The organism is Pseudoalteromonas sp. KG3 (genome assembly GCF_030436385.1).
Lineage (GTDB): Bacteria > Pseudomonadota > Gammaproteobacteria > Enterobacterales > Alteromonadaceae > Pseudoalteromonas > Pseudoalteromonas prydzensis.
Genome location: NZ_CP098523.1, coordinates 3,461,403 through 3,478,886 on the forward strand (window position 1 = coordinate 3,461,403; position 17,484 = coordinate 3,478,886).

The 17,484-nt window shown below is 40.2% G+C and carries 23 protein-coding genes, 1 pseudogene and 2 other annotated features; of the genes and pseudogenes, 9 read left to right on the forward strand and 15 right to left on the reverse strand.

From position 1 onward, the window contains the following. Nucleotides 1-12: 12 nt before the first annotated feature. Together NDQ71_RS16220 and NDQ71_RS16225 are read right to left on the reverse strand one after the other, a co-directional pair. A protein-coding gene (locus NDQ71_RS16220) for an IS3 family transposase (RefSeq protein WP_223230517.1) occupies nt 13-1,232 on the reverse strand; the annotation gives its coding sequence in 2 pieces (ribosomal slippage) (nt 13-944 and nt 944-1,232; 1,221 coding nt in all). Continuing rightward, nucleotides 838-954, reverse strand: a sequence feature (AL1L pseudoknot). (Overlaps the previous gene by 117 nt.) A gap of 47 nt (nt 1,233-1,279) precedes the next feature. Beyond that, nucleotides 1,280-1,549 carry a hypothetical protein gene (locus NDQ71_RS16225; protein ID WP_301561850.1) on the reverse strand — a complete coding sequence of 90 codons (270 nt, stop codon included), beginning with the start codon at nt 1,547-1,549 and terminating at the stop codon, nt 1,280-1,282. Nucleotides 1,550-1,593: 44 nt separating this feature from the next. Here NDQ71_RS16225 and NDQ71_RS16230 point away from each other — a divergent pair, with 44 nt between their 5' ends. Both NDQ71_RS16230 and NDQ71_RS16235 read left to right on the forward strand, forming a co-directional pair. Continuing rightward, nucleotides 1,594-1,824 carry a hypothetical protein gene (locus NDQ71_RS16230; RefSeq protein ID WP_301561851.1) on the forward strand — a complete coding sequence of 77 codons (231 nt, stop codon included), beginning with the start codon at nt 1,594-1,596 and terminating at the stop codon, nt 1,822-1,824. Nucleotides 1,825-1,877: 53 nt separating this feature from the next. Further along, nucleotides 1,878-2,762, forward strand: coding sequence for a hypothetical protein (locus tag NDQ71_RS16235; protein WP_301561852.1), 885 nt, complete (start codon nt 1,878-1,880; stop codon nt 2,760-2,762). A 56-nt stretch (nt 2,763-2,818) separates the two neighbouring features. On the opposite strand, the gene NDQ71_RS16240 is transcribed toward NDQ71_RS16235, so the two are convergent. Together NDQ71_RS16240 and NDQ71_RS16245 are read right to left on the reverse strand one after the other, a co-directional pair. Next, the gene (locus NDQ71_RS16240; protein ID WP_301561853.1) at nt 2,819-3,142 is read right to left on the reverse strand and encodes a hypothetical protein; all 324 of its coding nucleotides are present in this window, start codon (nt 3,140-3,142) and stop codon (nt 2,819-2,821) included. Nucleotides 3,143-3,503: 361 nt separating this feature from the next. After that, a complete protein-coding gene (locus NDQ71_RS16245; protein WP_301561850.1) occupies nt 3,504-3,773 on the reverse strand; it encodes a hypothetical protein in 270 nt (89 codons plus the stop codon). Nucleotides 3,774-3,817: 44 nt separating this feature from the next. Between NDQ71_RS16245 and NDQ71_RS16250 the strand changes: the two genes are divergently transcribed. Continuing rightward, entirely contained in the window at nt 3,818-4,048 is a 231-nt protein-coding gene (locus NDQ71_RS16250) for a hypothetical protein (RefSeq protein WP_301561851.1), read from the forward strand. A 53-nt stretch (nt 4,049-4,101) separates the two neighbouring features. Next, nucleotides 4,102-4,989 carry a hypothetical protein gene (locus tag NDQ71_RS16255; RefSeq protein WP_301561854.1) on the forward strand — a complete coding sequence of 296 codons (888 nt, stop codon included), beginning with the start codon at nt 4,102-4,104 and terminating at the stop codon, nt 4,987-4,989. Nucleotides 4,990-5,045: 56 nt separating this feature from the next. On the opposite strand, the gene NDQ71_RS16260 is transcribed toward NDQ71_RS16255, so the two are convergent. After that, nucleotides 5,046-5,369 carry a hypothetical protein gene (locus tag NDQ71_RS16260; RefSeq protein ID WP_301561853.1) on the reverse strand — a complete coding sequence of 108 codons (324 nt, stop codon included), beginning with the start codon at nt 5,367-5,369 and terminating at the stop codon, nt 5,046-5,048. A 390-nt stretch (nt 5,370-5,759) separates the two neighbouring features. Here NDQ71_RS16260 and NDQ71_RS16265 point away from each other — a divergent pair, with 390 nt between their 5' ends. Beyond that, entirely contained in the window at nt 5,760-6,062 is a 303-nt protein-coding gene (locus tag NDQ71_RS16265) for a hypothetical protein (protein WP_301561855.1), read from the forward strand. Here the strand turns inward: NDQ71_RS16265 and NDQ71_RS16270 are convergent. The 4 genes and pseudogenes from NDQ71_RS16270 to NDQ71_RS16285 all read right to left on the reverse strand — a co-directional run. Next, nucleotides 6,026-6,511, reverse strand: a pseudogene (locus NDQ71_RS16270) (IS3 family transposase); the annotation flags it as partial. The gene NDQ71_RS16265 and the pseudogene NDQ71_RS16270 overlap by 37 nt on opposite strands. Before the next feature lie 83 nt (nt 6,512-6,594). Then, the gene (gene ltrA / locus NDQ71_RS16275; RefSeq protein ID WP_192543234.1) at nt 6,595-8,118 is read right to left on the reverse strand and encodes a group II intron reverse transcriptase/maturase; all 1,524 of its coding nucleotides are present in this window, start codon (nt 8,116-8,118) and stop codon (nt 6,595-6,597) included. A gap of 642 nt (nt 8,119-8,760) precedes the next feature. After that, entirely contained in the window at nt 8,761-9,201 is a 441-nt protein-coding gene (locus NDQ71_RS16280; protein WP_283709528.1) for an IS3 family transposase, read from the reverse strand. Beyond that, nucleotides 9,130-9,246 (reverse strand) — a sequence feature (AL1L pseudoknot). It overlaps the preceding gene by 72 nt. Next, nucleotides 9,204-9,524 (reverse strand): transposase, encoded by a 321-nt coding sequence (locus NDQ71_RS16285; RefSeq protein WP_008130909.1) that lies wholly within the window; start codon nt 9,522-9,524, stop codon nt 9,204-9,206. It overlaps the preceding feature by 43 nt. A 205-nt stretch (nt 9,525-9,729) precedes the next feature. Between NDQ71_RS16285 and NDQ71_RS16290 the strand changes: the two genes are divergently transcribed. Both NDQ71_RS16290 and NDQ71_RS16295 read left to right on the forward strand, forming a co-directional pair. Continuing rightward, nucleotides 9,730-10,092 carry a hypothetical protein gene (locus NDQ71_RS16290; protein WP_301561856.1) on the forward strand — a complete coding sequence of 121 codons (363 nt, stop codon included), beginning with the start codon at nt 9,730-9,732 and terminating at the stop codon, nt 10,090-10,092. 145 nt (nt 10,093-10,237) lie between these two features. Continuing rightward, on the forward strand, nt 10,238-10,405 hold the full coding sequence (locus NDQ71_RS16295) for a hypothetical protein (RefSeq protein ID WP_210796376.1): 168 nt from the start codon (nt 10,238-10,240) through the stop codon (nt 10,403-10,405). On the opposite strand, the gene NDQ71_RS16300 is transcribed toward NDQ71_RS16295, so the two are convergent. From NDQ71_RS16300 to NDQ71_RS16325, 6 genes are all read right to left on the reverse strand, one after another. Continuing rightward, nucleotides 10,397-11,071, reverse strand: a complete 675-nt coding sequence (locus NDQ71_RS16300) for a hypothetical protein (RefSeq protein WP_301561857.1) — start codon at nt 11,069-11,071, stop codon at nt 10,397-10,399. The two genes, NDQ71_RS16295 and NDQ71_RS16300, sit on opposite strands and share 9 nt — an antisense overlap. Before the next feature lie 69 nt (nt 11,072-11,140). Beyond that, complete coding sequence (locus NDQ71_RS16305; protein ID WP_301561858.1) at nt 11,141-12,049, reverse strand: histone deacetylase; 909 nt, start codon at nt 12,047-12,049, stop codon at nt 11,141-11,143. A gap of 66 nt (nt 12,050-12,115) precedes the next feature. Continuing rightward, nucleotides 12,116-12,478 carry a PilZ domain-containing protein gene (locus NDQ71_RS16310; protein ID WP_301561859.1) on the reverse strand — a complete coding sequence of 121 codons (363 nt, stop codon included), beginning with the start codon at nt 12,476-12,478 and terminating at the stop codon, nt 12,116-12,118. A 164-nt stretch (nt 12,479-12,642) separates the two neighbouring features. Next, a complete protein-coding gene (gene ettA, locus NDQ71_RS16315) occupies nt 12,643-14,316 on the reverse strand; it encodes an energy-dependent translational throttle protein EttA (RefSeq protein ID WP_064665634.1) in 1,674 nt (557 codons plus the stop codon). A gap of 173 nt (nt 14,317-14,489) precedes the next feature. After that, nucleotides 14,490-14,786, reverse strand: coding sequence for an EamA family transporter (locus tag NDQ71_RS16320; RefSeq protein WP_301561860.1), 297 nt, complete (start codon nt 14,784-14,786; stop codon nt 14,490-14,492). 75 nt (nt 14,787-14,861) lie between these two features. Next, entirely contained in the window at nt 14,862-15,302 is a 441-nt protein-coding gene (locus tag NDQ71_RS16325) for a DMT family transporter (RefSeq protein ID WP_301561861.1), read from the reverse strand. Nucleotides 15,303-15,469: 167 nt separating this feature from the next. Here NDQ71_RS16325 and metA point away from each other — a divergent pair, with 167 nt between their 5' ends. Together metA and NDQ71_RS16335 are read left to right on the forward strand one after the other, a co-directional pair. Then, entirely contained in the window at nt 15,470-16,417 is a 948-nt protein-coding gene (metA, locus tag NDQ71_RS16330; RefSeq protein ID WP_064665637.1) for a homoserine O-succinyltransferase, read from the forward strand. Further along, nucleotides 16,407-17,474 (forward strand): homocysteine S-methyltransferase family protein, encoded by a 1,068-nt coding sequence (locus NDQ71_RS16335; RefSeq protein WP_192541539.1) that lies wholly within the window; start codon nt 16,407-16,409, stop codon nt 17,472-17,474. The genes metA and NDQ71_RS16335 overlap by 11 nt, the downstream gene beginning before the upstream one ends. Nucleotides 17,475-17,484 lie beyond the last annotated feature (10 nt).

The following is a 17,484-nucleotide window of genomic DNA, read 5'->3' on the forward strand; positions in this document are numbered from 1 at the left end:
AGTTTGTTTAAGTCAGGCCACTTTACCTGACTCGTTTAAATTATCATAGTAGTCTGTTTCATATTGAGCTGGTGAAATATACCCAATTGAAGATAATAAGCGTTGATTATTAAACCAATTGACCCACTCTAATGTTGCGTATTCAACAGCATCAACATTCTTCCACGGGCCATTTCTGCGAATAATCTCTGTTTTAAATAATCCATTTATTGTTTCAGCCAATGCATTGTCATAAGAGTCACCCACACTGCCTACAGACGCTTGAATTCCAGCTTCAGCAAGTCGCTCAGTGTATCGTATAGACAAATATTGGCTGCCTCTGTCGCTGTGGTGAATTAACCCTTCGGGGTTGCCACGATGCCAAATAGCTTGCTCTAACGCATCAAGAATAAGCTCTGTGTGCATTGTCGTTGATACACGCCAACCTACAATGTATCGTGAAAAAACATCTATCACGAAAGCGACATAAACAAACCCACTCCATGTGGCAACATAGGTGATGTCAGCTACCCAAAGTTGATTTGGCTGCTCAGCAGTAAATTGACGATTAACTAAATCAAGTGGCTTATCTTGTTGCTCGTCAGGTATCGTTGTCTTATGTGCTTTACCCCGACGAACACCTTGAATTCCCATAACTCGCATCAATCGTTCGACTGTACAGCGGGCGACTTGATGGTCGTCAAGCTGTAGCTGCTTCCATATTTTTCTTGCACCATAAACTGACATATTATCCTCCCACACTTCGCGAATGAGTATTATCAGCTCAGCATCACGCTTTTTGCGGTTAGACAGTCGCTCAGGCTCTCTTTGTATCTGTTTATGAGAATAATACGTTGATGGTGCAATCGGCAATTCCTTGCAAATTGACTCGACACCGTAATGCTCTCTGCAAGCATCAATAAAATCCACTATTACTTCTGTTTGCGGTCGAGCTCCGCTTGGGCGAAAAAAGCGGCAGCTTGCCTCAGGATATCATTCGTTCGCTTGAGCTCTTTATTCTCGCGCTCTAAGACGGCAAGGCGTTCTTCAGTTGATTGCGTATTAGAAGAGGGTTTAGACGGTTGAGCTTGAGATTTCTTGACCCATGCTCTAAGTGTTTCTGGGGTACATCCCAGTTTATCTGAAATCGATACTAGCGCAGCCCAAAGAGAAGGGTATTCATGCTGTTGTGTGGTAACAAGCCTAATTGCACGTTCACGAAATTCTGATGTATAGCGATTTGATTTTTTCATAGTTCCAGTTTCTCAAGTTATTGAGTCTCTGGCAAACACGGGGCGATTCATTCACTCAATTCATCTAAATTTACTAAGCAATTTTTCTCAAAGTTATCCATAAATATTTGGACTTCTGGCATTTCTTTTTTATAGGTATCAAGTATTGCTAACAAGCGTTTTTCTATCGTTGAATGAATAGGGGTCAGATCACTTGCTTCATAATACTTTGTTATAATTGCTCTGTGTGGGAGAGTAGGGTCAGGTCTTTCTTTTTGACTTTTATAGTAAAAGGCATGATGCAAGACCCTGCTGATTCCTTTATATTGCGTAGTCATGTTTCTCGATTTAAGGCAGGTCTTGTATTGGATGGATTACAATCATGATACAAATTCAAACAATCGGCAAAGAGGATTTTCTTTGTTATAGCCTTGACCAGCTTTCACTAGCAATTAACAAAGTAGCTGGTTGCCATGCTTCAGTTAAGTATCGCCAGAGAAGTGGGCTTAGTAGAGTTCTGTATATAACAGTAACCGCTGGTGGCGTAATTAAAGATACCTATACTGAAAAAGTATTTGAAATAGATGAGCTATGGCGATTACATCTCATATAATCTCTAATATTGATTTCAATCGGTAGCCTATTTCTACAAATATGTTTTAATACATGCAATTAAACATTTGGATTAAAAAAATGAACTTCATAAAAAAATCAATCTTAGCACTATCAACGCTTTCACTGGCAGCTTGTATGTCTACTCAGCCACCTGTTATAACAATGGAATCAAATGAAGTTTATCAATTTGACGATGATGCTAGCTTTGCGTTGAATGTGGCTCAAATGACACGCAAAACGGCAGGTTTATCAGATGTAGCGTTACCAGAAGAAGCGCAATTCAAAGCTAATGGAGCATTAGTTGGGGCAGAGTACGCTATGTCTTTTCTAACTGGTGGCTTAATCGATTTAGCTGGGAGCATGGGTGCTCAATCAGAAGCAGACCGAGCCTTTAATTGGAAACCTATGCTTGTTTTTTTAGGTGATTTAGATAACCCAAATGTTGATGCTGATGCAGTAAAAATTGTAGAAGCTGAGCTTACTAAAACATTTGATAATATTGAGGACGCTAATTATTTAGGCTTGATGAGAGCAAGTACTGATGTTCGTGATGATAACTTTCTAATTTCTTTCGAAGGTCCTCTTTGTGACCAAGCTAAGCAAGCAAAAATCAATTACTCTAAAGTAATAAAAGCGGGTCTGTATACTGATGTAAAAGCTGAATATGATCAATCATGTGGAGCTGTCGTTTATATTGAATCACCGGGGAAAGTAAATTACAAAGGTGAAGTTTCAAGTGTAATTACTATAACGTTTATTGGAGGATACGAAACACTTTCAGATATTGTAGTTGGTACATCAGGCTTTGCTGTAGTTCCTAAAGTATATGGTCGTTGGGGAAGTGGCGTTCAATACACAGTTCCAGCCCCTTACGTAATCCATAACAATACTATGCATCTATTCACTAAAGACAATTCATCTTTTAAATTGAAATAGGTAACTTGCTTATTTGCCAGCCTATTAAGGCTGGCATTTAAACACATAAACCTATATCACCCGCCTTCTTCACTACCAAGTGTAAAGCCGAACTCACAAATTTGTGGACGAGGATACTTTGAGCAATCCAGCGGTTCATTCATTTTTTTCTTGATAGCTTTTGCCCCTTCTGCGGCATTGCTTGTTCTTTGCAAGGTCCTCTCAGTAGGCGTTTCTCTGTACTCAGAATTTTCATACCGCCCACTAGCACTCAAATCGTCTTCGTTTGATTCTGGTATTAAATTCGACTCAACCATTACACCAATCCATTCACTTAAATCGATTTGATTAAAATCTAACGCTTGTAATTCCTCATGCGTTAACCCTGAGCACTCAGTCATGCCCTGGGGTCAGGTCTTTCTTTTTGCCTTTTTATTTTATTATGATTAAAGCTTTGTAGTAAAATTTAAAATAACGTTGTTGGGAGTTTAATATGTTTAAAATTAGTGTTTCCTTGTTATGTGTTTTTTTTCAGTGCTGCTAGTTTAGTAGCAATGAAATGAACTGATGATCATTGGCGTGGTAAAGGTGTTGAAGTAGAAAATGTATACCTTCAGTGGGATAACCATTGGATACAATTTCATGGCAGTGATGGACGCTTTTATGTTTACTACTGGGGAGAGCAATTTTCACTTAGTGCCATTGTTAAAATTAAATAAATCATGTTCTTATACTATAATAAACTCATTCAAAAGTTATATTTCATTCACTCAATTCATCTAAATTTACTAAGCAATTTTTCTCAAAGTTATCCATAAATATTTGGACTTCTGGCATTTCTTTTTTATAGGTATCAAGTATTGCTAACAAGCGTTTTTCTATCGTTGAATGAATAGGGGTCAGATCACTTGCTTCATAATACTTTGTTATAATTGCTCTGTGTGGGAGAGTAGGGTCAGGTCTTTCTTTTTGACTTTTATAGTAAAAGGCATGATGCAAGACCCTGCTGATTCCTTTATATTGCGTAGTCATGTTTCTCGATTTAAGGCAGGTCTTGTATTGGATGGATTACAATCATGATACAAATTCAAACAATCGGCAAAGAGGATTTTCTTTGTTATAGCCTTGACCAGCTTTCACTAGCAATTAACAAAGTAGCTGGTTGCCATGCTTCAGTTAAGTATCGCCAGAGAAGTGGGCTTAGTAGAGTTCTGTATATAACAGTAACCGCTGGTGGCGTAATTAAAGATACCTATACTGAAAAAGTATTTGAAATAGATGAGCTATGGCGATTACATCTCATATAATCTCTAATATTGATTTCAATCGGTAGCCTATTTCTACAAATATGTTTTAATACATGCAATTAAACATTTGGATTAAAAAAATGAACTTCATAAAAAAATCAATCTTAGCACTATCAACGCTTTCATTGGCAGCTTGTATGTCTACTCAGCCACCAGTGATAACAATGGAATCAAATGAAGTTTATCAGTTTGACGATGATGCTAGCTTTGCATTAAATGTGGCTAAAATGACGCGAAAAACCGCAGGTTTGTCTGATGTAGCGTTACCAGAAGAAGCGCAATTCAAAGCTAATGGAGCATTAGTTGGGGCAGAGTACGCTATGTCTTTTCTAACTGGTGGCTTAATCGATTTAGCTGGGAGCATGGGTGCTCAATCAGAAGCAGACCGAGCCTTTAATTGGAAACCTATGCTTGTTTTTTTAGGTGATTTAAGTAGTCAAAACATCGATGCTGATGCAGTAAAAGTTGTCGAAAGAGAGCTTACTAATACTTTCAATAATATTGAGGGTACTAAATTTAACGCATTGCTACGAATAAAAAGCGATCACTTTGATAATAATTTTATGTTCTTTTATAAAGGCGGTGTTATATGCGATCCAAGTAAGAATACAACTTTCAATTTCACTGGTGAAATTGAAAACTCTAACCTTCTAAATTTTGATCGTAAGCTCAACGGTTCATGTGCCGCAGGCATAAAAATCGAAGTTGTTGGTAAAGTCGAATACAAAAATCAAATTAAAGATGTTATTACATTGACTTTTATTAATGGCTACGAAAGTTTTACTGATATGGCTGTTGCCACTTCTGGCTTTGCCGTTGTGCCAAAGTCTTATGGTGTATGGGGAAGTGGTATTAAATACACCGTTCCCGCCCCTTACGTAATTCATAACAATACTATGCATTTATTTACAAAAGAAAATTCATCTTTTAAATTGAAATAGGTAACTTGCTTATTTGCCAGCCTATTAAGGCTGGCATTTAAACACATAAACCTATATCACCCGCCTTCTTCACTACCAAGTGTAAAGCCGAACTCACAAATTTGTGGACGAGGATACTTTGAGCAATCCAGCGGTTCATTCATTTTTTTCTTGATAGCTTTTGCCCCTTCTGCGGCATTGCTTGTTCTTTGCAAGGTCCTCTCAGTAGGCGTTTCTCTGTACTCAGAATTTTCATACCGCCCACTAGCACTCAAATCGTCTTCGTTTGATTCTGGTATTAAATTCGACTCAACCATTACACCAATCCATTCACTTAAATCGATTTGATTAAAATCTAACGCTTGTAATTCCTCATGCGTTAACCCTGAGCACTCAGTCATGCCCTGGGGTCAGGTCTTTCTTTTTGCCTTTTTATTTTATTGTGATTAAAGCTTTGTAGTAAAATTTAAAATAACGTTGTTGGGAGTTTAATATGTTTAAAATTAGTGTTTCCTTGTTATGTGTTTTTTTTCAGTGCTGCTAGTTTAGTAGCAATGAAATGAACTGATGATCATTGGCGTGGTAAAGGTGTTGAAGTAGAAAATGTATACCTTCAGTGGGATAACCATTGGATACAATTTCATGGCAGTGATGGACGCTTTTATGTTTACTACTGGGGAGAGCAAGAGGGAGAGTAGAGTCAGGTCTTTCTTTTTGACTTTTATAGTAAAAGGCAAGATGCAAGACCTGACCCTGCTGATTCCTTAGTCACCGCCAGTATGAAAGGGTTTATGAATCCAAAAACCGGCACTTATGCTGATGCAGTGAGAAGAACAGCAATTGCAGGGGCTGTAGGTGGCACTGTGTCTAAACTGACGGGAGGCAAGTTTGCCAATGGCGCCATCACCTCAGCAATGCAATGGTGGTATAATGCAGAAGGGAATCCATCAATGGAAAGTAGGAGAACTTTGGGTATTACTAAAGAAGAGCGTGAATTTGCAAGACTAGGAAATCGAAATGAATCGCCCCGAGTTCATCGGAGACCAGTTTGTTTAAGTCAGGCCACTTTACCTGACTCGTTTAAATTATCATAGTAGTCTGTTTCATATTGAGCTGGTGAAATATACCCAATTGAAGATAATAAGCGTTGATTATTAAACCAATTGACCCACTCTAACGTTGCGTATTCAACAGCATCAACATTCTTCCACGGGCCATTTCTGCGAATAATCTCTGTTTTAAATAATCCATTTATTGTTTCAGCCAATGCATTGTCATAAGAGTCACCCACACTGCCTACAGACGCTTGAATTCCAGCTTCAGCAAGTCGCTCAGTGTATCGTATAGACAAATATTGGCTGCCTCTGTCGCTGTGGTGAATTAACCCTTCGGGGTTGCCACGATGCCAAATAGCTTGCTCTAACGCATCAAGAATAAGCTCTGTGTGCATTGTCGTTGATACACGCCAACCTACAATGTATCGTGAAAAAACATCTATCACGAAAGCGACATAAACAAACCCACTCCATGTGGCAAGTAGAGTAAGAGGCAGAGCGTAGTCGAACTATTTCTCTGCTTCTCCTCTCCGAACCGTACGTGCACCTTTCAGCGCATACGGCTCTCCGCTTAATTGTGGCTAACAGCCATTGCAACATCGTTATAGCGAGACGTGACGGTGTTTCTAATTTCATCTCTAAGATATGGGTTTGATTCGGGTAATCGCCATCGAAATTGTAATTTAGGACTACTCACTAACCTAAATAGTGATGCACCACATAAATTACCGCGATTACTTTCACCAAACAACACCCATGTCGTTGCCTGATTTGGCGTTGGCCGTTTGATCCATTTCATCATTAATGACTTAATAGAGCAGCGATATTTCCTCGCCAACCACTTAGCAAGTTTCCAGAAAATAATACGATCAATTTTACTGTAAACTTTAGCGGTATAATCAGTGTGTCGATAAAATTGTGACCAGCCCTTAAGTTTACGATTGAGCTGTTCAACTTTGTCTATCTTGCTACAACTATGATCTCCTGATAAAGCTTGGCTCAATGAATGAGAAAATGCTTTAGCTTTACCATGTGGAATACCAGACACCACACGCATATTACCTTTTGGTCCACGCTTTCGAATAATCCTATGTCCAAGGAAGATAAACCCATCATTTACATGGGTAATATGGGTTTTCTCCATATTAAGCGTAAGTTTTAGCTTACCTTCAAGGAAGTTTCGACACTGATCACGAATTGCTTCTGCTTGTTGTTTATTACCTTTGACAATCACGAGAAAATCATCGGCATAACGACAATAAGCAACCGCAGGGTTCCATTGTCTATTTTCCTTTAGTGCAATACTGCGCTTATCTTGAATAGTACGATTCCAGTACCAACGATTTTTACGTGCTTTCTTGCCTAAGTAACATTTATCCAAATACTGATCAAACTCGTTGAGCATGATATTTGATAGCAGTGGAGAAATAACACCACCTTGTGGTACACCTTCGCTTGTAGCACAGAATAAATTACGTTCAATGTGACCTGCCTTTATAAATCGCCAAAGTAATTTATTGAATCTCTGGCAACTAATACGCTTTCGCACACATTTCATTAATAATTGATGGTGAACTGTATCAAAGTAACTTGATAGATCTCCTTCAATTACCCAACGTCCCCTCGACTCATTTGCATCAGTTAGCTGTAGCTTAACTGTACGAATGGCATGATGAACGCTTCGCTCAGGTCTAAAACCATAAGATAATGAATGAAAGTCATTTTCCCATATTGGTTCCATCGCCATGAGCATGGCACGTTGCACTATCCTGTCTCTTAAGGTTGGTATACCTAAAGGGCGTTGCTTCCCATTGGCTTTAGGAATATAAATTCTTCTGGCAGGCATAGGTTGATAATTACCTGAGAGTAAATCATCTCTGATTTCATCTAGGTAGTCATTCAGATTAGCCTGTAAATGAATTTTCGTTATCCCATCAATGCCAGGTGTTTTGGCCCCCTTTGAAGAAAGCGTTACCTCGGCCGCTTGGCAAAGCCATTGCGGGTGACTGATAAGGCGCAGTAATCGATTAACGCGATGCGTTTTATCGGTTGCTGTCCATGTTGCTAATTTACGTTGCATTTCACTGATTATCAAAGGTCTTCACCCCATTAAGGTCAGATAATTTGCTCACGCAAATCAATTAAACTGCGCCCCTTCGCCATGTAATGGGCTTTCCCCATCTCGGACTACTACGAACGCTCCGCCAACTTGCGTGTCATCGGGGTCTTGCTCCCTTAACATTCACTGCAAGCCTTCCTCGGTTCACCTATTTGAACTCAAACATATTGGGGGGGATGCCGATCGCAGTCTTTAACCTTATCGTGCTGTAAGGTGATGATACTCAAACGCTTAAATTGTGACGTAAACTTTTGTCCATTAATAGATGCATATTTGTCATCTACTAAATCGAATAGAATGCACCTACCTATAACACTCTATTAGTATCATACTGCCTATTAATTCGTGTAGGCAGTGGCGACATTTCAGCCCACAGATGCGGGTTAATCGGTTCATGTTCTTCATCCGTCCAATACTCAGTCTAGAGAAGCATCTTGGCTTAACGAATTCGCCTCACTTCCCGTTGTCAGCAGGTTACGTCACCTCATTAGCATACAATGAGTCACCGCTGCCCAGACTCAACTACTTGCACAACCAAGTAGCGACGCAAATTAGCTAGCTTCTGCTATTTAATTTACGCATTTCAAATAGACTTGTAGTTCATTAAAGCAATCCTTGCTAGTGCTGAACTCCGAGCACACCATAGGTGATGTCAGCTACCCAAAGTTGATTTGGCTGCTCAGCAGTAAATTGACGATTAACTAAATCAAGTGGCTTATCTTGTTGCTCGTCAGGTATCGTTGTCTTATGTGCTTTACCCCGACGAACACCTTGAATTCCCATAACTCGCATCAATCGTTCGACTGTACAGCGGGCGACTTGATGGTCGTCAAGCTGTAGCTGCTTCCATATTTTTCTTGCACCATAAACTGACATATTATCCTCCCACACTTCGCGAATGAGTATTATCAGCTCAGCATCACGCTTTTTGCGGTTAGACAGTCGCTCAGGCTCTCTTTGTATCTGTTTATGAGAATAATACGTTGATGGTGCAATCGGCAATTCCTTGCAAATTGACTCGACACCGTAATGCTCTCTGCAAGCATCAATAAAATCCACTATTACTTCTGTTTGCGGTCGAGCTCCGCTTGGGCGAAAAAAGCGGCAGCTTGCCTCAGGATATCATTCGTTCGCTTGAGCTCTTTATTCTCGCGCTCTAAGACGGCAAGGCGTTCTTCAGTTGATTGCGTATTAGAAGAGGGTTTAGACGGTTGAGCTTGAGATTTCTTGACCCATGCTCTAAGTGTTTCTGGGGTACATCCCAGTTTATCTGAAATCGATACTAGCGCAGCCCAAAGAGAAGGGTATTCATGCTGTTGTGTGGTAACAAGCCTAATTGCACGTTCACGAAATTCTGATGTATAGCGATTTGATTTTTTCATAGTTCCAGTTTCTCAAGTTATTGAGTCTCTGGCAAACACGGGGCGATTCAGGTTTGGTGCCAAGTTCTCAAAATGCAGCTGGTGTAGTTTTAGAACCTGTGGGGAAGGGGTATCAATATATACAAACCATTGGGACAGACATTTGATAATATTGGACTGTTCAATGGTGTTCATGGCACTGTGATCGTACAGGGGATGACAAATTATGTCGAAAAAGAAAGCGGAAATTAAAGGGCAAGTTATGATTTATGCAATTTCCATGGCTTGTATATTATTTTTGCCGTTAGTTGCAGCAACAAAAGCTGCTGTTGAAACATATTTATTTTTACTAGCTGGAATTATTGCGTTAATTTTTTGGAAAAATTTAAGATTATTAGTTTTAAAAAATAAGTTGTTGAAGGGAGTTGTATTAATTAATTACCTTATATCATTAATAATTTGCTCTTTTAGTTTTTTTTATGAGTATCATATTCCAATGTTAATGGCTGTAGCTGTATATATGTTTTCTTTCAAAGCTAAAATAATCAAATATAGCGAGGAGATGATTCACCAAGAGAGAAATAAATAGAGGCAGATATTTCATTTTTCTTTTATTGCGATTAAAGCTTTATATTAAAATTAGTGTTTCCTTGTTATGTGTTTTTTTTCAGTGCTGCTAGTTCAGTAGCAATGAACTGATGATTATTGGCGTGGTGAAGGTGTTGAGATAGATAATGCAATACCTTCAATGGGATAACCATTGGATACAATTTCATGGCAGTGATGGACGCTCTTATGTTTACTACAGGGGAGAGCAAGTGATGCCTGATGAACAAGCAAACATGTTTTTCAATGTTATTAACAACATTTCACATACCTCGTTGAGTTTTCAGTCACTTTGACTGCAAATCTTCAGCATCAAAATAGAGCGGCTTTAAGGTGCCACAGTTGGCAAATTTATAGGTTAATTCGCTAGCATTTGGGACGCGTTTTGATGTGCGAAATTTTTGCAGACAGGCATTAGTTAAATCTGCAAAAATAAGGTGATTAAAACTCGGTGCTTGGGTTATTTTATGGATATAAATTCGCTCATTATTTTTGAGGGTGATCATGTCGTATTCTTGCCACTGCGATGATTCGTTCAAATCAGTTAATTCCCGCGCATAAAGTAATTTACTCATTACAATAGCTCTATGTTGATAAACCAAACTGCCATCGCGCTGGTAGTGTCCGGCATACACATCTGCCGTAATTGTTAGTTCTTCGCCACGCATTAGCCGTTGAATATTAAACGGTTGTGGTTTGATAGTAATAAGCTCTGCATCACGTACCAGGCTTAAAAAAGCGATATCTGGGTTTTCAATTTGATAAACAACTTGTACATCGTGAGGTAATTTATATGTCGGTAGGTTAACTGCAAAAATACGCGAGCCTTGATTAACGAGTACCATAGCATGTTCTGCATTATAAGCTGGGTTAATCGGCGGAAGTTCTTCTTTTATTGCTTCCTCTTCGGCAGTGGCAATACTCGACATAAATGCAAGTAATAAAATAAACAACAGTCGCATAATAATCTCAATAACGGTATGAATTTAAAGTGTAGTCAAAAATACTGTTTTAGCAGTTTTATAGTTTGCTTAAAAACGGGCAGCTTGCTCTACAACGATGGCGTGGCGTTTTGCAAGGCGCAGATGATCTTTGTCATAGCCACCGCCAATCACTGTCGCTACTGGAGTATTACTTTCAAGGCAGCGTTTAAGAACCAAGTGATCTCGTTTTTCAATGCCTTGCCAGCTAATATCAAGTTTGCCTAGGCCATCTTGTTGCCAAATATCGACACCGGCATCATAAAGGACTAAATCAGGGTTGAGTTCTTTGAGTAGAAAACTCAAGGTATCATCAACAATACCTAAGTATTCATCGTCTTGCATATTGTTGGCTAAACCAATGTCGAGATCGCTGGCTGACTTACGAAATGGGAAGTTTTTTTCACAATGAATTGAACAGGTATAGGCATAAGGTTGGTGTTGTAACATGGCGGCGGTGCCATCGCCTTGGTGAACATCTAAGTCAAAAATCAATACATTAGTAACTTCACCCGATTGGATCAGCGTTTGCGCAGTAAAGGCTAAATCGTTGACCATACAATAGCCAGAGCCAAAATCGCTGTGGGCGTGGTGTGTACCGCCTGCTAAATGGCATGCAATGCCGTGTTCAAGGGTTAAGCGTGCAGTTTGCAACGTGCCAATTGGCGCGGTAAAAGTACGTGCCATTAATTGTTCAGACCACGGTAGTCCAATGCGACGCATAGCTTTATCACCTAAGCGGTTATGCCATAAATCTTGAATGTAATTATCACAATGTACCAATTCAAGCGCCTCAGGGCTGCCAAGTTGAGGTGTTATAAGATTGCTATTAATTAATCCCAGCGCTTTGACTTGCTGGTATAAATTAGCAAACTTACTCATAACAAAGCGATGATTAGGATCAAAGTTAAACGAATAGTTGGGATGGTAAACCAGTGGTAGATGTGGATTTAGTGCCATAGTCAGATTGTGTTGCGAATTTTCTCTAGGGTAACCTACTGGATAACTGCAATCCAGTTACTTGCTTTACGCTCCATGGATCAAACTCTCAAGTTCACGATGCAATAAATCATCGTCGGCGAGATTCAACTCAATTAAGCGTTTTAAATGGGTGATACTATCAATATCAATATGGGTGCATTTTAAGCCGATATGTTGCTGCTCGATATGACAAATAGTGACCGTCATCGCGATGATGATATCGCTTTGTGGCAGTTTAAAGGCCAAAATAGCACTACTGTTTTTTGCAAAATTAAACTCACTATTGCGACTAACTAACGCACCATTTAATGAGATATCAAGCAACTGGCACGGATAACTGTGGGTATTATTGGTTAAATGCGCAGGGGTTGAAAATAAAATGCGCGTGTAATGTCGGCGATTTTTCATTGTTACTCCTTTTAGTTGCATTAAGTTAAGTATAGCGTGTTTTTTACTCGCTTGTAGCAAGCGTTTTTTGTTTCAGAAATAAAAAGCCCCACATAAATGCGGGGCTTAAAATATGTTTAGAACCTAGAACCTAGAACCTAGAACCTAGAACCTAGAACTTAGACCTAACCTATCTTCTTGTACTTAATACGCTTAGGTTGCGTAGCCGCAGTGCCTAAGGTCTTTTTAAGCCATTCTTCATATTCAGTGTAGTTACCATCGAAGAAGTTAATTTGGCCTTCGTCACGGTAATCTAAAATATGTGTTGCAATACGGTCTAAGAACCAACGGTCATGCGAGATACACATAACGCAACCTGGGAATTCTAAAATTGCATTCTCAAGGGCACGTAATGTTTCCACGTCCAAATCATTGGTTGGCTCATCCAGCAGGATAACGTTGCCACCGGCTTTTAATAACTTAGCTAAGTGTAAGCGGTTGCGTTCACCACCTGACAAGTCCTTAACAAATTTTTGCTGATCGTTACCTTTGAAGTTAAAGCGACTAACATAGGCACGGCTTTGGAATTCAAAGTTACCAATTTTTAGTACGTCTTGGCCGTTTGAAATTTCTTGGAAAACAGTATTGCTGTCATCCATATTGCCACGGAACTGATCAACGGTTGCCAGTTCAACCGTTTCACCTAGGTTAATTTCGCCGCTGTCTTGTTTGTCTTCACCGCTGAGCATTTTAAACAGCGTTGATTTACCCGCACCATTGGCACCGATAATGCCAACAATTGCGCCTTTAGGCACAGTAAAGCTTAGATCATCAATCAATACACGATCGCCAAAGCTCTTCTTCAAGTTTTTAACTTCAATAACTTGATCCCCTAAACGTGGTCCAGGTGGAATAAATAGCTCATTGGTTTCATTACGTTTTTGGTAATCAGACTGCTGCATTTCAGTAAATTGCGCCATACGCGCTTTTGACTTAGCTTGACGACCTTTTTGGTTTGAACGTACCCACTCAAGTTCTTGTGCAATTGATTTTTGACGGGCTTTTTCAGACTTTTGCTCTTGCTGCAGGCGCGCATCTTTTTGCTCAAGCCAAGAAGAATAATTACCTTCCCATGGAATACCTTCACCACGGTCAAGCTCTAAGATCCAGCCAGCTACATTATCGAGGAAGTAACGGTCATGGGTTACCGCCACAACAGTGCCTTCGTAATCATGCAAGAAGCGCTCAAGCCATGCTACAGATTCTGCATCTAAGTGGTTAGTCGGCTCATCGAGGATAAGCATATCTGGTTTTTCAAGCAGTAAACGACAGATAGCGACACGGCGACGCTCACCACCTGACAAAAATTCTATTTTAGCATCCCACTCAGGTAAGCGCAGGGCATCTGCGGCGCGCTCTAATACGTTGTCGATGTTATGACCATCGTGGGCTTGAATAATTGCTTCAAGCTCACCTTGCTCTTTGGCTAGTGCGTCAAAGTCAGCATCTTCCATCGCGTATTCGTTATATACTTCATCAAGACGGTTAAGCGCGTTTTTCACTTCGCTGACTGCTTCTTCCACAGTTTCACGAACCGTTTTGCTTTCATCTAGAATAGGCTCTTGCGGTAAGTAACCAATTTTAGTGCCCGGTTGAGGGTATGCCTCACCTTCAAACTCTTGATCAAGGCCGGCCATAATACGTAGCAACGTTGATTTACCAGAACCGTTTAAACCAAGGACACCAATTTTTGCGCCCGGGAAAAAATGCAAAGAAATATCTTTTAAGATAGTGCGTTTAGGTGGCACAACCTTAGATACTCGACTCATCGAGAATATAAACTTATCAGGTAAAACCATGAAAGGAGCCTTCAAATAATAATAAAAATTTCAATGTTGTATTGTAGTGGCTGACAGGTGAAACAGTCAACGAATCAACCAAATAACAATGTGCTAATTCGCGAGCAATACTCCTACACCGATTAAAGCAAGCAAGCCGCCTATTAACATTTTATTGGTAACGGGCTCGCGCTTTATAAACCAATGCTCATTACAATTAATGGCGCGGTTGCGAAAATCGTTTGTGCAATGGCTGGATCGGTATATTTAACTGCGCCAAGTTGAAGCCATAAACCAAGGAAAGTGCCTAAAAACACAGCCGCAAAAAACCATTGTTTGCCGCTAATTCCCCTCAGAGTTAGTGCTTGTTTAAATTCACAGCTTTTAAACACTGCAACAACTAAGGCCACAGTCATCGTACCTGCTGCTAATCTAATTAATGCCGCCCATAAGCTACTCATTTGTTCATTATTGAGTGCGCCTTCAGACATCACCATACCGAGCGCTTGGCAGATGGCAGCTACAAGGGCACATAAAACACCTTTGTGATAATGTTGCTGATCAACCTATGGCGATGTTTTTTCAGGCTTGATTGCTATTACTACGCCAATGGTGGTGAGTACAATACCGCACCATGAAAATGGCGATAAATAATGATTTAATAGCAGGATATTAAAAACCCCCACAAGGGCTGGAGCAAGGGACTCAATAATTAACGTGCGAGCAGGGCCAATATTTCGCAGCGCAGTAAAATAGGCGCTATCGCCAATTGCAATCACCCCACCAGCAATTAGCCAAAGCCAGCTTGTCAGATGATGTGGTAGTGCAGCGTCTTGAGTAATCGCAATGGTCGTTAACATCATGGCACTTGCTAACACGCTTTTACTGATGTTTAGCTGCATAGGCGTTAAGTGATGGCTAAAACCTTTATATAAAATGTTCGAAAGCGCCCAAACAATAGCTGCTAATATAGCAAAAAGTTCTCCTAAGCCTAGCCAATCAATCACGTTTACTATCTTAAAATAAAATCAACAGGCGCATTATGGCGAGCGGTTTTTAGAATGCAAAAGAATGGCTAAAATAAATTCATTTGGACATCTAAACATCTAGAGGTTGAAATTTCCAGCTATCCGTTCATAATTAGCCATTGGTTAAATATGCCTTGGAGATGAGTATGCCTATTACCGTTAAAGATGAATTGCCCGCAATTGCGAAGTTACGCCAAGAAAACGTATTCGTAATGCCAAAAAGCCGCGCTAAAACGCAAGAGATCCGTCCAATGCGGTTGGCGATTTTAAACTTAATGCCTAATAAGGTTGAAACCGAGGTGCAGTTTATTCGTTTGCTTGCTAATTCCCCCTTACAGGTAAATGTCGAGTTATTACGTTTAGACACTCATCGCAGCAGTAGTAACTCAGAGCAGCATTTAGACACTTTCTACCGTTATTTCTCTGAGGTGAAAGACAACAACTACGATGCATTACTCATTACCGGCGCACCATTGGCACATTTAGAATATGACGATGTAGCCTACTGGGATGAACTAAAGGTAATTTTAGATTGGGCAGAGCAGCATGTAACCTCAACATTATTTTCGTGTTGGGCGGCCCACGCGGGTTTATTCCACCACCATAATTTAAAGCGTGAATTAAAAGAAAATAAACTCTGCGGCGTATTTACCCACAAGTGTTATTTTGAACATGGCGCATTAACCCGTGGTTTTGACGACACCTTTGTAGTACCGCACTCGCGTTATGGCCATATTGATATTGAAAAAATTAACGCCTGTGATGACCTAGTAGTACTGGCAGGCTCAGAGCAAGTAGGTGCTTACTTAATAAAAAATAAATCCGGCAGCCAAGTGTATATTACCGGTCACCCCGAGTATGATGCAGACACCTTAAAAGGCGAGTATCAGCGCGATTTAGAAAAAGGCCCCGATGCGCCATTGCCTGAAAACTACTTTCCAGATAATAACCCAGATAACGAACCGTCGAAAACTTGGCAAAGTCATGCCTTTTTGCTTTTTTCGAACTGGTTAAATTATTATGTGTATCAAACCACACCGTATGATATTAATTTAGTTAGCCAAGCCGTAAGGACTAACAACTATGCCGAATAATTTAGAAAACAAACGTGTTGAGATAATTGACGCACTCAAACAGCGTATTTTAATCTTGGATGGCGCCATGGGTACTATGATCCAAGAGCATAAATTAGAAGAACAAGATTATCGTGGTGAGCGCTTTAAAGATTGGCATGTACTGATCAAAGGCAACAATGACTTACTAAGCTTAACGCAACCACAAATTATTGCCGATATTCATCGCGGCTTTTTAAATGCCGGTGCCGACATTATTGAAACCAATACCTTTAACTCGACCACCATTTCGATGGAAGATTATGACATGGCCAACATCAGTCGTGAGATTAACCTCGAGTCAGCTAAATTAGCACGCAGTATTTGTGATGAGTTCACGGCTAAAAACCCAGCAAAACCGCGTTATGTAGCGGGTGTATTAGGGCCTACTTCAAAAACCTGTTCGATTTCTCCGGATGTAAACGATCCTGGTTATCGTAATATTACTTTTGACAAGCTAGTTACCGCTTACGTTGAATCAACCCTTGCGTTAATGGAAGGTGGTGTTGATTTAATTTTGATTGAAACCATTTTTGATACCTTAAATGCTAAAGCTGCGTCATTCGCGGTTGAAGAAGCGTTTGAGCAAGCCGGTCGCAAGTTACCTGTGATGATTTCTGGCACCATTACCGATGCATCTGGGCGAACATTGTCAGGGCAAACCACCGAGGCGTTTTATAATTCGATTCGTCATATTAAGCCGATTTCAATTGGTTTAAATTGCGCGCTTGGTCCAGATCTACTGCGCCAATATGTTGAAGAGCTATCACGGGTTTGTGAAACCTTTGTATCAGTTCATCCCAATGCTGGTTTACCGAACGAGTTTGGTGAATATGACTTAGAAGCCCCTGAAATGGCAAAAGAAATTATCGATTGGGGTAAGTCAGGTTTTATCAATATTGTTGGCGGCTGTTGTGGTACTACGCCCGCGCACATCAGGGCATTTGCGAAAGGACTTGAAGGTGTTAAACCTCGTCCACTACCTGAGCTTGAAGTGCGTATGCGCTTATCGGGTCTTGAAGCGTGTAACTTAAATTAAGGTAGCCGAG

What these genes read in the sequence shown, in the direction of transcription:
- NDQ71_RS16260 (WP_301561853.1), bottom strand. Translation starts at nt 5,369, where the DNA reads ATGACTGAGTGCTCAGGGTTAACGCATGAGGAATTACAAGCGTTAGAT.
- NDQ71_RS16310 (WP_301561859.1), bottom strand. Translation starts at nt 12,478, where the DNA reads ATGAAAAATCGCCGACATTACACGCGCATTTTATTTTCAACCCCTGCG.
- NDQ71_RS16305 (WP_301561858.1), bottom strand. Translation starts at nt 12,049, where the DNA reads ATGGCACTAAATCCACATCTACCACTGGTTTACCATCCCAACTATTCG.
- NDQ71_RS16255 (WP_301561854.1), top strand. Translation starts at nt 4,102, where the DNA reads ATGCAATTAAACATTTGGATTAAAAAAATGAACTTCATAAAAAAATCA.
- NDQ71_RS16225 (WP_301561850.1), bottom strand. Translation starts at nt 1,549, where the DNA reads ATGACTACGCAATATAAAGGAATCAGCAGGGTCTTGCATCATGCCTTT.
- NDQ71_RS16295 (WP_210796376.1), top strand. Translation starts at nt 10,238, where the DNA reads ATGCAATACCTTCAATGGGATAACCATTGGATACAATTTCATGGCAGT.
- metA (WP_064665637.1), top strand. Translation starts at nt 15,470, where the DNA reads ATGCCTATTACCGTTAAAGATGAATTGCCCGCAATTGCGAAGTTACGC.
- NDQ71_RS16250 (WP_301561851.1), top strand. Translation starts at nt 3,818, where the DNA reads ATGATACAAATTCAAACAATCGGCAAAGAGGATTTTCTTTGTTATAGC.
- NDQ71_RS16320 (WP_301561860.1), bottom strand. Translation starts at nt 14,786, where the DNA reads ATGTCTGAAGGCGCACTCAATAATGAACAAATGAGTAGCTTATGGGCG.
- NDQ71_RS16285 (WP_008130909.1), bottom strand. Translation starts at nt 9,524, where the DNA reads ATGAAAAAATCAAATCGCTATACATCAGAATTTCGTGAACGTGCAATT.
- NDQ71_RS16245 (WP_301561850.1), bottom strand. Translation starts at nt 3,773, where the DNA reads ATGACTACGCAATATAAAGGAATCAGCAGGGTCTTGCATCATGCCTTT.
- NDQ71_RS16240 (WP_301561853.1), bottom strand. Translation starts at nt 3,142, where the DNA reads ATGACTGAGTGCTCAGGGTTAACGCATGAGGAATTACAAGCGTTAGAT.
- NDQ71_RS16265 (WP_301561855.1), top strand. Translation starts at nt 5,760, where the DNA reads ATGAATCCAAAAACCGGCACTTATGCTGATGCAGTGAGAAGAACAGCA.
- NDQ71_RS16290 (WP_301561856.1), top strand. Translation starts at nt 9,730, where the DNA reads ATGTCGAAAAAGAAAGCGGAAATTAAAGGGCAAGTTATGATTTATGCA.
- ettA (WP_064665634.1), bottom strand. Translation starts at nt 14,316, where the DNA reads ATGGTTTTACCTGATAAGTTTATATTCTCGATGAGTCGAGTATCTAAG.
- NDQ71_RS16230 (WP_301561851.1), top strand. Translation starts at nt 1,594, where the DNA reads ATGATACAAATTCAAACAATCGGCAAAGAGGATTTTCTTTGTTATAGC.
- NDQ71_RS16335 (WP_192541539.1), top strand. Translation starts at nt 16,407, where the DNA reads ATGCCGAATAATTTAGAAAACAAACGTGTTGAGATAATTGACGCACTC.
- NDQ71_RS16235 (WP_301561852.1), top strand. Translation starts at nt 1,878, where the DNA reads ATGCAATTAAACATTTGGATTAAAAAAATGAACTTCATAAAAAAATCA.
- NDQ71_RS16300 (WP_301561857.1), bottom strand. Translation starts at nt 11,071, where the DNA reads ATGCGACTGTTGTTTATTTTATTACTTGCATTTATGTCGAGTATTGCC.